11 protein-coding genes and 2 pseudogenes are annotated in these 13,239 nt (G+C 33.8%); 6 read left to right on the plus strand and 7 right to left on the minus strand.

The features are described 5' to 3' along the window. Position 1: 1 nt before the first annotated feature. The 3 genes from I6852_RS07035 to rsfS are packed head-to-tail and all read right to left on the minus strand — an operon-like array spanning position 2 to position 2,351. On the minus strand, positions 2-1,105 hold the full coding sequence (locus I6852_RS07035) for a glycosyltransferase family 8 protein (protein ID WP_197291873.1): 1,104 nt from the start codon (positions 1,103-1,105) through the stop codon (positions 2-4). Continuing rightward, positions 1,106-2,002 carry a tRNA (adenosine(37)-N6)-dimethylallyltransferase MiaA gene (gene miaA / locus I6852_RS07040; protein ID WP_197291889.1) on the minus strand — a complete coding sequence of 299 codons (897 nt, stop codon included), beginning with the start codon at positions 2,000-2,002 and terminating at the stop codon, positions 1,106-1,108. It lies immediately after the preceding gene. A 7-nt stretch (positions 2,003-2,009) separates the two neighbouring features. Next, positions 2,010-2,351, minus strand: coding sequence for a ribosome silencing factor (rsfS, locus tag I6852_RS07045; protein ID WP_001076139.1), 342 nt, complete (start codon positions 2,349-2,351; stop codon positions 2,010-2,012). A 59-nt stretch (positions 2,352-2,410) separates the two neighbouring features. On the opposite strand from rsfS, the gene queF reads away from it, so the two are divergent. After that, positions 2,411-2,857, plus strand: coding sequence for a preQ(1) synthase (gene queF / locus I6852_RS07050; protein WP_197291872.1), 447 nt, complete (start codon positions 2,411-2,413; stop codon positions 2,855-2,857). 132 nt (positions 2,858-2,989) lie between these two features. Here queF and I6852_RS07055 read toward each other — a convergent pair. Next, positions 2,990-3,213: pseudogene (locus I6852_RS07055) on the minus strand (hypothetical protein); the annotation flags it as partial. Positions 3,214-3,276: 63 nt separating this feature from the next. On the opposite strand from I6852_RS07055, the gene I6852_RS07060 reads away from it, so the two are divergent. From I6852_RS07060 to I6852_RS07070, 3 genes and pseudogenes are all read left to right on the plus strand, one after another. Continuing rightward, positions 3,277-3,672, plus strand: coding sequence for a hypothetical protein (locus I6852_RS07060; protein WP_197291888.1), 396 nt, complete (start codon positions 3,277-3,279; stop codon positions 3,670-3,672). A gap of 131 nt (positions 3,673-3,803) precedes the next feature. Continuing rightward, entirely contained in the window at positions 3,804-4,055 is a 252-nt protein-coding gene (locus tag I6852_RS07065) for a hypothetical protein (RefSeq protein WP_000006537.1), read from the plus strand. Continuing rightward, positions 4,027-4,823, plus strand: a pseudogene (locus I6852_RS07070) (nucleotidyl transferase AbiEii/AbiGii toxin family protein). The gene I6852_RS07065 and the pseudogene I6852_RS07070 overlap by 29 nt, the downstream one beginning before the upstream one ends. Before the next feature lie 316 nt (positions 4,824-5,139). Here the strand turns inward: I6852_RS07070 and I6852_RS07075 are convergent. The 3 genes from I6852_RS07075 to I6852_RS07085 all read right to left on the minus strand — a co-directional run bounded on the left by I6852_RS07075 (position 5,140) and on the right by I6852_RS07085 (position 10,742). Beyond that, positions 5,140-6,207, minus strand: a complete 1,068-nt coding sequence (locus tag I6852_RS07075; protein WP_197291871.1) for a tyrosine-type recombinase/integrase — start codon at positions 6,205-6,207, stop codon at positions 5,140-5,142. 1,154 nt (positions 6,208-7,361) lie between these two features. Continuing rightward, the gene (locus I6852_RS07080) at positions 7,362-9,398 is read right to left on the minus strand and encodes a relaxase/mobilization nuclease domain-containing protein (RefSeq protein WP_197291870.1); all 2,037 of its coding nucleotides are present in this window, start codon (positions 9,396-9,398) and stop codon (positions 7,362-7,364) included. Positions 9,399-9,926: 528 nt separating this feature from the next. Then, positions 9,927-10,742: a DEAD/DEAH box helicase family protein gene (locus I6852_RS07085; RefSeq protein WP_331459005.1), complete on the minus strand. Its 816-nt coding sequence runs from the start codon at positions 10,740-10,742 to the stop codon at positions 9,927-9,929. Positions 10,743-10,935: 193 nt separating this feature from the next. Here I6852_RS07085 and I6852_RS07090 point away from each other — a divergent pair, with 193 nt between their 5' ends. Both I6852_RS07090 and I6852_RS07095 read left to right on the plus strand, forming a co-directional pair. Continuing rightward, entirely contained in the window at positions 10,936-11,784 is an 849-nt protein-coding gene (locus tag I6852_RS07090) for a biotin synthase (RefSeq protein WP_197291869.1), read from the plus strand. Beyond that, complete coding sequence (locus tag I6852_RS07095) at positions 11,784-12,662, plus strand: YihY/virulence factor BrkB family protein (RefSeq protein WP_197291868.1); 879 nt, start codon at positions 11,784-11,786, stop codon at positions 12,660-12,662. Before I6852_RS07090 ends, I6852_RS07095 begins: the two co-directional genes overlap by 1 nt. Positions 12,663-13,239: the final 577 nt, after the last annotated feature.

Consider the following 13,239-nt stretch of genomic DNA (forward strand, 5'->3'; position numbering starts at 1 on the left):
TTTAAGAAAGTTTGAAAACTTTTTTCAAAATATTTTTTACCCTAAAATAAAAATAATCCCTAATCGTTTTTGATCGGATGTGGGTTTTAAAAGATTGCATTTGTTGGTCTTTAGCCATTTCAAGGCGTTCTTTAAAAAAATCGTTTTTAAAAGGGGTGCAAAAAAGGTTAGCGAGCCAAAAACCCGCTTCAGCTTCATAGCAAATCAAACGCCCATTCAAAGAACTGACAGAACGCCAGGGCTTGTATTGGATGAAATGGAGCATGATGATGTTTTTAGGGTAGTGCTCTTTGAAAGAATCAGAATAGCAATTATAATAAATAGGCAATTCTAAAATACGCTCTAAAAACACCATATTAACCACACACTGCTCAGGGTAGAAAAGATCTTTCCCTCTAGTTTTCAAAAACTCTAAAGCGATCTTTTCAAACCCATTTTCGCGCCACAAATCTAAATTCGCTACCAAAAAGCCCATGTTAAAGCCCTGATGGATGCGTTTTAATTCGTTTTGGCTAAAGCGTGAAAAATCAATCTTAAAATTCTTACAAGTGCGCTCAATAAAATGACAAAAGGCTTCAAAAGGAAGGTGAGAAAATGTGTCTCTCACCATGCCAAGCAATTTAGTGGGTTCATTATCCAGTGCAAAATAAGCGCTTGCAACATCGCCTAAAAACACCGTATCCACATCTATGGAAATGATTTTAGAATAATTAGGGAAGAGCGAAGCGAGCAAGAGCCGGCACAAAACAAGAAGCCCGCCATAACGCTTGGAGCAAGACTCATTGAGATAGCTTTCTATGGAATGATTGAGCGAATTGATGTCTATAAACTCTAATGAAGCGAATGTTTTAAAAGGCTCAAGGGTTTTTAAAAGCTTGTTTTGTTGCTCTAAAGTTACCCCTTTAATCAAACAATGGATTTTATACACGATGTTAGCGCCTAAAAGTTGGTTGCTTTGATTTAAGGGGCTAAAGTCTATCGCGCTTGTGTGCCTGCTCGCATGGGAGAGTAAAGAATAAAGGCTCACGCTAGCCCCTAGCGCGTAATTTTTATCAAAACTCATAAAAATAGGGATAATTTGATCGGGTAAATTTTGCGTGTCCATTTATCGCTCCCTTATATCGCTTTTTGAGTGTTTTAAAATCGCATGCCTAACTTCTTTAGTGCTCCCCGCATAAAGGTTATTGAATTGGGTTTTATTGAAAGTGTTTTGGCGCTTGGCTAATTTGATGGTGTTAGAGGTAATCGCTTCTTCTAGCTCCTTTAAAGTGAGTTGTTTTTCTAAATAAAGAATACTCTCTTTAACGCCTATGGCTTTAAAAGGCTGCGAATCTTTGGGGTATTGAGTATAGAGGGCTTTGATTTCTTCAACAAGCCCTGAATGGAGCATGTTTTTGGTGCGCTGTTTGATGTTGTTATGGAGCGCGTTTTTTTCAACAGACAGAGCGAATAACGAGATAGCATGCGCAAAGGGTTTTTTAGGGTTAGCCTTAAAATACTCGCTTGGGGGCGTGCGGGTGGCATAAAAGATTTCTAAAGCCTTATGGATGCGGTAAGTGTCGTTTGGATGGATTTTAAAAGCCATGTTAGGGTCAATGGATTTTAAAAATATATAAGGGTCAGAAAGAGCGGCAATTTCTCGCTCTATTTTTACAACCTCCTCACCGCTAATTTTTGGCGTATCGCTCAAACCTTCTAAAATGGATTTTAAGTAAAAACTGCTCCCCCCCACAATGAGTAAAATTTCTTTAGAAGACACCCTTATGGCGTCCTCTAAAAGGGTTTTAAAGAGCTGAGCGTTATTTTTTTCATCAATGTTAAGGTGATCTAGGGCGTAATGTTTGATATTTTTTCGCTCTTTCAGGCTCGGTTTAGCCGAAGCGATATTGATGTCTTTATAAATACTCAAAGAATCCAAAGAAAAGATTTCAGCGTCCAATTCTTGGGCTAATTCAATGGAAAGAGCGCTTTTCCCGCTCCCGCTAGGCCCTAGAAGCGCGATGAGTTTCTTAGGCGTTTTGATGAACGCTCTCCCTCTTGTAGGTATTTAAAAACCCTTCTAAGTCAAATTTTTTACGGCATTCTTCGGTGAAAAGATGGATCATCAAATCCCCTAAATCCAAAATGATCCACTCTTCATTAGACTCATCTATCTGGTAAAAGACTTCGCCTAAAGGCTTAAGGGTGTTTTTAAGCGCGTCTAATAAAGAAAGGGCATGCTTATTCGCTAGCGTGGTAGCGATAATGACATCTTCTACTAAATAGGGGGTTTTAGACAAATCAATATGCGTAATATCAAAAGCCTTTTTTTCATCTAATAAAGCCGTAATCATTTCTATGCGTTGGTTCATGAGTTTCCTAAAAAATGGGTTAAAATAGCCTTATTATAACTTAAATCAAGGAAAGATTAATGACACCTGAACTAAACCTCAAATCCTTAGGCGCTAAAACGCCCTATATTTTTGAATACAACAGCGATTTACTAGAAGCTTTCCCTAACCCAAACCCCAATTTAGACCCCCTAATCACGCTAGAGTGCAAGGAATTTACAAGCCTTTGCCCAATCACTTCCCAGCCGGATTTTGGCGTGATTTTTATCCGCTACATCCCTAAAGATAAAATGGTAGAAAGCAAGTCTTTAAAACTCTATTTATTCAGTTACAGAAACCATGGGAGTTTCCATGAGAACTGTGTCAATACGATTTTATTAGATTTAGCCCGATTGCTAGATCCAAAGTATTTGGAAGTGTATGGGGATTTTGCCTCTAGGGGCGGGATTGCGATCAAGCCTTTTGTGAATTATGCGATCAAAGAATACCAGGAATTTAAAGAAAAACGCCTTTTGAATGCGAAATAACGCGCAAAGATAGGGTTTTAAGATTAAAGCCATTCCAATTAAATGGACAGATTAGGGGGAGAAGAAAAAAATAAAAGAATTAAAAGAGAGATTAAAAAAAGGAGACCCCTCACAAGAGAGTAAGGGGGGGGGTTAGTTTTCTAAATTTTTAGCCTCGCTCTCGTTTTCATTTTCAGGCTCGATAACATTACCCTCATCATCATAGTCCTCATCTCGTAGTCCATAAGACCAAAGATTATCGGCTAATAAGTTAGGAGTTAAGCCCGCACAACTTAAATCATACTTATTGATACACCATCGCATAAGAGTTGAGCGATAAACAACGCCTCCTCTTTATTAGTAGGTAACATTTCAGCCCCTTAATAGAAGAATTGAAAGACAAGAAAAAAGAAATCACGCATTCTTTGGTCTTGTCTAAAATGTCTTTAGAAGCGGTGATTAAGCTTATCTTTTTTTACAAATTAGAGGGGGTAGTATTAGATTTGAGAGCCTATAGTCTTAAGGCTTATTACAAAGATAATAAGGATACTTTGCTTATTAAGGGTAGAAAACAACATCTTTCTAATTATGCTAAAGCCTATATTGCTTTAAACTTACTATGGACAATTAGAAATCGTGCGTATCATTGGGAAAATTTACTAAAGCTAAGGGCAAACAACCGCCCACGCATTACAACACGCTTTATCAGAGAATTAGAAAAGCCTACAAGTAAAAGTTTCAACTTTAGTATCATGTCTAACAAAATTGTTTCATTTTTAGATGATTTAATCAAAAGTATTGGAAACAAAGACTTGGAAAAACTAAGTAGTCTATAAGCTATAAGAAAGTGGGCTTCGGTCAGCCCTACGAATGTAGGCGTATTATAGCTAAACAATCATTATGAGTCAAACCAAAACCAACACAAAATTTGCTAAACTACAATCAAATCAATTTAGGGAGGATAAAAATGTCATTTGCCCCTATGTTATTAGCTACAATCAATAACTCTATTGGCAATAAAGATAAGCATGTGAGTTTAGAGTATCTTATAGGGCTTTTTATGGATAAAAAAACAACTAATCTAAGCAATACTGACAAGTATATTATAGGCACAATTCAAACAGAGGCACTAGAGCAAGAAATAGAATGGTTTTCACAAGACTATCACATTCCTATGGAGAATATTTTACATGTCCTTTCTATCAATCCCTATCAATGAAAAGAGCCTTAGTTTTATCAAAAACAACTTTCAAGCTCAAATTCAAGCCCTAGAACAATTTTATCCCATTATTAAAAATGCTTTGAATTTAGGGCTTAATCCTAGTAGTATTAAGTTTGGAGGAGGCACAGCTTTGAGCATGTATCACTTCCAGCATAGATTAAGCTTTGATATTGATTTGTTTGTCAATGATGCTCAATGTTTGGGATTTTTTAGCCCTAAATTATGGATAGATAATTGCAGTCATTTTGATAGCACAAGATACATAGACCAACATAATCATATAGGCGTAACGAATAAAGACAACATTAAAATAGATGTTTTAGTGGATTATGCTAGTAATGAGGGATATGTAGATAATTCTAAAAAGATTTTTGCTTTTGATATTTATATAGAAAGTTTAGAAAATATTATCGCTAAAAAGATTACTTTTAGAAAAACTGATAATAAAACAAGAGATATTTTTGATATAGCAGTGGCTTTGCATAATGACAATAATTTATTTGACAAGCTTTTAAAAAAATAACTAAGCAAGACTTACTAACTCTTCAAAATTCTTTGCAAGAGTTAGATAAAAAGCGTTATAGCATAGAAATAGATATGGTAGAACCCATTTCACATTATAAAGACCTTTCTTTAAGTGCTTATGATTTTTTAATAGACAAAATAGACCAAATTAAAACAGCGACTTACTCAAATTCCCATGACAACGCAGATGATTTAGACAATTCCAATGAATACACCCCCACACCTAAGCGTAGACGATAAACAATCTTGTTAAGTAGGTATTTAATAGCTTTAGTTAATCTATCAGTATTTAATAGAATTTAGTTATTTGTATTGTTAATCAAATATATTCTTAATTAGTAACAATAATCTATAATTACATTGTTTTTATAATATTTTGTAATTTAAGCTAACTCTATAAAATCTCAATGATTTTAACAACCCTTATAAAACTAATCATTTTTAATTAGCAATAAAACATTAAATAGTTAATTAAAACTATCTAATGCTAGATTATTTATCTTAATAAGATTATTTAAACTAATTACACTAAACTACCTAATCAATTTTAACCACCTTACTTCTTATTCTCTATTAAACTATCAAACACAAGAGCCACTTTCTTGTTATGCTCTTGTGTGGTATGAATATAAATCTTAGTAGAGAGTAATGAGCTATGCCCTAACGCCCTTGAAGTTAAAACTAAGTCTTGGGTTTCTTGATAAATGAGTGTTGCAAAACTATGCCTAAATAGATGTAAGCCTGTGCCATATTGCTTATAGTGTTTGATTTGAGCTAGTTTAAAGATTAAGGGGATAAAGTTATAAAGCGTTAAAGAATTTTGTGCTTTTTGTTTGTCTTTTTTAAAAAGATATGCCCCATTAAAATATTTTAGTCTATATTCATCACTAAGCCAAGCATTCAAGCTTGGTTCTAACAAACTCTTTTTAATATAAGCTTTTCTCTCTTTTCTACCTTTACCTTGAATTAAAATAGAGTAGTTTTGCTCTTCTACTTGAATGTGTTTTAATTCTATGTTTAACGCTTCGCATTTTCTAAGTCCCCCAAGTATTACAATAAGTAGAATACACTTATTGCGTTTTTCAAAGCTTGTAGCTGGCTTATAGTCTAAGAGTGTTTTTAAAAAACTCTTTAAGTCTTTATCGTTTAAATGTCTGGGTAAGCTTTCTTTGGTCTTAGCAAAGGCTAGGTTTTTAAGCGTAAAATCAAAGCTATAACGCCTTTTTCTATCCAAATAATCAAAGAATTGTCTTAAATACATCACATACTTAGCTATAGAGCTGGGTTTTCTATTTTGAGCGAGTTCAAAGAGAAAGTTAATCACTTGCTCTTCGCTAAGCATTCTAAAACTTCTTAATTTGAGATTATCTTTAAAATAGTTAAAGAATAAAAACAAGCCTTGCATCATTATAGTGTGTTTAATGCCTTGATTATAAAGAATATGACAGAGTTGTTTTAATTGCTCTATATTATGACATTTTAAGATTTTATCTTGTGCGTCTAGGATTAAAGCCATATCCTTCACATCTTGAATGGGCGTGAAGTTTTTAGCCTTAGTGTATAAAAAGGCTTTGAGATTACAAAAGAGTTCTCTCTGAGATTTAGTGAGTTTGTTATGTGGCATATTGCTCCCTTATTAAAATATAAAAAGAAATCTTAAAGAATGAGAGTTTTATGTTTTTTAGTTTGTTAGGTTCTAAAAGCGGTATTTTTAAAAATTTTGCATGGCTCCTTAGAGATTTGAAATTCCGCCTTTAAATCTAAATCTCTAAAAAGTTCCGCTTTTAACTAAGGCATAAAATCAAAATTTCGCCCCCTTAAAAGTAAATAATCAAATACATAGTTATTTGCATTACTCACTAAATACAAAAATTGAATTTATCAACGATTAAATAGTTTTTGAAAGTAAGCTTTAAGCGCTTTTTAAGGTTAAGAAGTGCGTGTTTATGGGTATTAGATATAAAAGCGGAACTTAAGTTCCGTATAGTTATAAAAATATTAAGGGAAAGAAAGGTTTACCTTTCTTTCCTAACCTATTGAGTAAACATGTTATTAGTAAATATCATGTCATGAGGGGGATTTCTTTTTTTTAAAAAACTTGATTAAATTAGACAACTAGGAACTTGCTAAAGGAAAAAAAGAAAAATCAAAAAAAAGAACTTTTGATTAAAAGAGACAAACTGACTGAAAGAGCCATAAGGTTAGTTGTGGCTAGGTTTAGTTTAAGGAAAGTTTTTAATTTCTTTTATTAGTAAAAATAAGAACAAAATCAAAATAAAAGAAAAATAGGAATTACCTATCAATGACATGTTAGTTGTGGAAGGAATGATTAGTCAAGACTTGTGTTATTTAAGTTAGGTTGTAAGCGGTTTGTCTCATTAGCATTTAGGATTAGAAAGGTTTTTGTTTAGAGTGTGTAGGGTTAAGGTTTGTTTCTAGCTCTTAGTATTAAAAGAGTTAAGTTTGATTTGATAGTAGGTTCAAGGGTTAGGTTTAAACTTGCTTTATGATTATGTTTAAGAAAACTTTAAGGTTTTAAATTTTTGCGTGCTACTTAAGAAAAATTTAAGCTCTACAAGGCGTTTTAAAGCGTTTTTGTTTTTAGGTTAATAGTTTGTCTTATCTTATGGCTTTATTTTGATTGTGGGGCATTTTAGAGTGCTTTATTTGTATATCTGTTTAAATAAGCTAATTTGTGAAAAGAACAAGAATAAACCCCTTTAATCAAAGGGTATATTCTTTATTAAGAACATTAAAGGCAATCATCGCTTGAGAGCATTATCTATTACGCCCTTTAGAGTTTGTGTTGTCATTTTGTTTTAATCCAGCATGAGCTTTGGGGTCATCATCAAGCTCATTAGGGTGTAAGGTTTTCTTTGGCTCTTTAGCTAATTGTTTAGCTTTTTCTTTTTCTAAACAAGCTTGATAGTGGGCTTTAGCTTTTTCTTGCATGCGTTTGCCATGCTCTATCCAAGGCTCATCGTTGTTAGGTTCTTTGGTAATAGCTTGAATTTGTTTTTGCTCTAACTTAGTGTCTTTGGCGTGTTCTAGGACTTTTTCAAGGTTTAGGTTGTTATAGTGGGTTAAAAACCTATTAGCTCCTATGATTTCATTACAAGTATAGAGAATATCCTTAGAAATTTTAGAAAATTGCTTAGTTTGTTTGAGAAAGTCTTGTTTTTCTTTTAAGGGTAATGAAAAAGCCTCTTTATAGCTTTCTAGGGCTTTGAAATAGCTCTCTTTGGCTCTTTTAAACTCTTCTTCTTTTTGCTTTAAATCTTGTTCTAAAAAAAGTAATCTCTCTTTGGCTAATAAAAGCATGGTGTTTTGATAGTCTTGTAATTGCTTACTCACTAATTCACAAGTATTGTCATTAAGCTTATAGGTAGGGTCATCTTGTTTAGATTTAAAGCTTTCTAGCATAAATTGATATTTTCTAGCACTAAAATAAGCGTTTTTAAAGGTTTTGAGAGTGGGGCGCTTGTCCTTAGGAAGTTCTAAGGCTTTGGCTAAAAGAATAGGATTAGTTAGAGTGTTGTATTGGGTGTTTTGCTTGGTTTTAACTTCATTTCTTAGCTGGGCTAATAGTAAGTGTGAGTTTTTATCTAAAAGGCGTTTGTCTAGGTGTTCAAGCTTATTTAAAAGCATTTCTTTTTTCTTTAAAACAGAATAGCCCTTAGTCTCTCTTTCAAAGTCTCTGTCTAAACCATTGAGAATAGCAAAATTCTTAAAGGCTGAATGGTTTTGTTTTTTATCTAATTCTTTTTGATAAAAGCCTAAGAGTTCGTATAACTCGTGTTTACTCGTGTTTTTTAAGTGTTCGCTCACTGGCTTTCTTTTGTCTATTCTGTCAATATCTAGGCTTTCTTTTTCATCATCGCTTGTGTCTTTGTGGTTAAAAAGAGCGATTTTAAATGCAGAAATCTTTTGTTTTAAAGGAGCACTTTGGTTGTTTTGAATGTCTAGGGCTTTTGCTTTGTTTTTGTCTTTGAGAGTTTGTAGGTATTCTTTTTGTAAAGCCTTGTTTAAATCCCACTCATCTTGTGGGGTTTTAATTTGTTCTAAGGCTTTTTCTTCTTTTTCCAAGTCTTGTAATTGCTGTTTGATATTGTCTAATTCTTTGAGCTTAGGCTCATTGACATATAGGTATTCTTCGCTTAATAAATGGTTATTCAGTCGGTAAGCAAACTCATTTCTTAATTCGTTAAAAAATTCTTTACAATCTTCATGCCCCTTAAAACGCAGTCTTCTTCGTGTGAGCTGATTAGTCTTATTGATAAAACAATGGATATGGGCATGGTCTTGATGAGCGTGTGGCACAAGGGCAAACTTGTATTCAGGCAATCTTATTTTTAAGCTCTCCCAAGTAGAATGTAAAAGCCTTTGCATTGTCTCTTCATCTGGCTTATCTTTGATAGAAAAAACTAAGTGCATAGTCTCGTTATAATCTTTAGTCAAATCAAAGTCATTGAGCCAACTCTCTAAGATGAATTGCTTGTCGCATTCTAAAAACATTTCATTGTAAGCTGTTTCGCTATTTTCTAAAGCGTAATTTAGGGCATTTTCTAAGTGGGAGCGTTTCATTTGCCCTATGTTTTTAATAAGCACAGGACTAATGCTCTTTGTGCCAACTAAATTAGACTTAATAGACTTTGGACTAGAACTAAATTGATTGAACTTGATTAGCAATCTTTTATCCACTTTATCGCTATCACTAAATCTAGGCTTTTGCATATGCTTTAAAATATCATCTAAGAAAGATAAGTCCATAGGGCGACTATCTAGCTTAGTATCTAATATAGCCCTATCTAGCATACAAACCCTTTAAGACTTAACCCCATTACTCAATTTTTTAGGCAAGGGCTTGTTAGAAACGCTATAAAAACTTAGAGATTTTTATTGAAAGAACTTGTAGTCAAAACATTAAGAACTAGATAGCCATATGGTAAGAACTTAGTAGCCTATAGAATGAAAACTTTATAGCACAAGCAAAAGAACTTACAGCCTACCAATAAGAACTTGCAAGCTAAATGTTATGAACTGACAAGCAAGTAGTAAGAACTTGTAAGCAACAATTAGGGAACTAAGGGCTACACGATAAAAACTAAAAGCCACAAGTTAGAACCTAATAGCTCACATTAAGCAAAGAACTAAGGGGAAAATAGATTAAGAACTTATCTGCTCTAATGATATGAACTAGGTTGCTTGTATGATTAAGAACTAGGAGCAAAACACCATTAAAACTTACTAGCAACTCATATAAGAACTACCAGCCCATTTCATAAGAACTCACAATCAATATTAAAGGAATGAAATTATTCTTTAAGCTTTTGTTTAAAAAATTTATGCTACATTTTCATGATTTTTTAATTGACTTAGATTGAAACTTAGAGAACACTTAAAACTTACATTCTTGTCTTTAACGCTTTTTTCTTTAGGGATAGTGGCGCTAAATTCCAGCAATAAATTGTCTTTATTTTGTTCTAGCGCTAATTTCACCACGCTTTCCCAGTTGCGTTTTTCACTAGCCTCACTATCATTTAATTTCTTTTTAGTTTCTGTGTTTAAGTGGTGCGCTTCATCCGCTAAAAAAACCAATTTTTGATCTTTTAAATCCTCTAGGGTGATAGCGTTTTCTTTAGCTTTAGTGAATAATGAAAACAAGCCTTGAATGGTGCTAAAATAAATGTTGACAGCGCCGTTGTGGCTCTCATTTAAATTGTTGATACTTTTAATTTCTATGTTTTCATCATTGATATTGATATTTTCACTAAAAAGATATTTTGATGAAACGCTGTCTGTAAAATTCAGTTTCGTTTTTTCTAAAATGCTGGTGCTGTTTACAAAAAAGATAAAGTTTTGATAGCCTTGCTTATAGCATTCTAAAATCAAACCCGCCATCACTAAGGTTTTACCACTACCGGTTGCCATTTCAAACATGAAATGCTTTTGAGTTGGGTTGGATTGTCGTTTTTCTAAATAATTATATATCGCTTGCTTTTGGTAATCTCTAAGCTCTTTTTTTAAATTACCTGTGATGTGGGTGGGTAGCTCTATTTCTCCATTACTAGGCGTGTTATTTGGTGCGCGATCTTTTATCGCTGATTGGGGGGGGGGGGGTAACTTTGAATGAATAAATCTTGCATGAAATCCCTTAATGAAAAAGTGAGAAAATTATAGCGTAAAGTTTTGAGATTAATTTTAAGTGTGTAAGCGAACAATTGAATGAAAATCAAATAAAGTTTTAGTTTTAATATTTAATGGAATAAAGCCTTTAAAATCAAAAAGTGCTTCTTTTTCTTTGCTATAATCAATCTCAAAAAACCAACTTTTTTAAAATAAAGGAATGATTATGCAAGAGATTTTTTTATGTTCTATTTCCAATGTGCGCAGTGGGGATTGCAAGGAAGATTGCGCTTATTGCACGCAAAGCTCACACCACCAAGGAGCGATCAAGCGCTATAAATTCAAAGATGAAAAAGTGGTTTTACAAGAGGCTAGAGCGTTAAAGGAATTAGGGGCTTTAGGGTTTTGTCTGGTTACTTCAGGGCGCGAATTAGACGATGAAAAATGCGAATACATCGCTAAATTAGCTAAAGCCATCAACAAAGAAGAATTAGGCTTGCATTTAATCGCATGCTGCGGGCGTGCGGATTTGGAGCAATTAGAGTTTTTAAGAGATGCGGGCATTCATAGCTATAACCATAATTTAGAGACTTCGCAAAATTTCTTCCCTAAAATTTGTTCCACGCACACATGGGAAGAAAGGTTTATCACATGCGAAAACACTTTAAGGGCGGGGTTAGGCTTGTGCAGTGGGGGGATTTTTGGGCTTAATGAGAGCTGGGAAGATCGGATTGAAATGCTCAGGGCGCTAGCTTCGCTCTCCCCGCACACCACGCCCATTAATTTTTTCATTAAAAACCCAGTATTGCCCATTGATGCAGAGACTTTAAGCGCGGATGAAGCCCTAGAATGCGTGCTTTTGGCTAAGGAATTTTTGCCTAACGCTAGGCTTATGGTGGCTGGAGGGCGTGAAGTGGTGTTTAAAGATAACGACAAACAGGAAGCCAAGCTTTTTGAATACGGCATCAATGCGGTGGTGCTAGGGGACTATTTGACCACCAAAGGCAAAGCCCCTAAAAAAGATATAGAAAAACTGCTCTCTTATGGCTTGACAATGGCGACAAGCTGTCATTAATGAGAGAACTTTTTAAAAGCGTTAGAGGGTTTTTGCGCCTTCTTAGAATGATTTTCCCCGAGCGTCTGAAAAACGCCTTTTTGGGCTTGAGCGAATTGTTTTACTACGCTTCTAGCTTGAGTTTTTATACGATTTTGTCTTTATCGCCTATTTTGTTGTTTGTGTTTAGTCTTTTTGTGTCTCATTACATGCAAGCACACAGCGGTGAAATGGAAGCCTTGATTTTCCCTAACGCTCCTAAACTCATTGGCGCGATTAAGGATTTTTTAGAAAATTTTAAAAAAACAGACATGACCTTAGGCACGCTTGAAGAGGTGTCCATTGTGGTGGCGTTGGTGCTTTTTTGTGAAAACTACCGCTCCATCGCATCAAAAATTTTTGATGCAAAGCCCAGAGATTATGCGCATTTTAAGGGTAAAGAAATCTTTTTATTTTGGGGTTTTGGCACGACTTTAGTGTTTTTATTCGCTCTGCCTTTAGTGGTGTTTTTTGATATTAAGATCCAAGTGTTTTTTGAAGATAAAGATTCAAATTTGTTGCATGTTTTAAGATGGATAGGCACTTATGCGTTTTTTTTGATCCTTTTTACCATCCCTACGAATAAGGTGTTTAAACATTATTTTTGGGTGTTTTTATGGGTGTTTTTTACGAGCGTTTCTTGGCATGTGTTAAAATGGGCTTTCACTTATTATGTGTTGTATAATCACACTTACCATGAGCTTTATGGGAGCGTTTCTATTTTGTGGTTTTTGATGAGCTGGGTGTATGTGAGCTGGCTTGTGATTTTAATTGGCATGTATGGGTGCAAGGTGTGCGATACATTCGATCCTAAAGAAGTGTTTAAGAAATTTTTAGGCTTTTTTAAAAAAGAAACTTGATGAAAAAAGTTCTCTTTTAGATCGGTTCTAAAAATCTAAACACAAACCCCACAACACCCCAAACTAAAAAAGTTAAAAACAAAAGAAACAAAAAACAACCACCAGCAAAATAAAAGAATAAAAATCTAAAACGCTAAAAGCGTTTTTTGCAATCAAACCAAAGAGATTAGTTGTAAGCGATAACTTTTTAAAGAATAAAACTTTCTAAAAACATTTCTTAGCACTTTTTAGAATTTAAGTGCAGTTTAGGGATTTTAAAAAACTTCATAAACTTCCTTTAAAAAGAAGCTTAGATAAGAGTTCTATAAATAATTACATTCTCAAAGATTAAAACTTTTTTCTTAAATCCATGTTTAATTAATGCGGACTCTTTCCAAAGATATTAAACTTTTTAAAAAATTGGATTTTAGATCTTATGTTATGACTTTAAGTTTTATTTTATCGCTTCAGGTTTTATTTTGTTTTCAAACTCGTTTTCTTAACCCTAAAAACCTTTGAATAAAACAATAAAACCCCAAACCAAAACAACTAAAAATAAAAGAAATGAAAAAAGCAACAGAAGAATAAAGCACTAAAA

It is taken from the genome of Helicobacter pylori, assembly GCF_015904775.1.
GTDB lineage: Bacteria > Campylobacterota > Campylobacteria > Campylobacterales > Helicobacteraceae > Helicobacter > Helicobacter pylori_DM.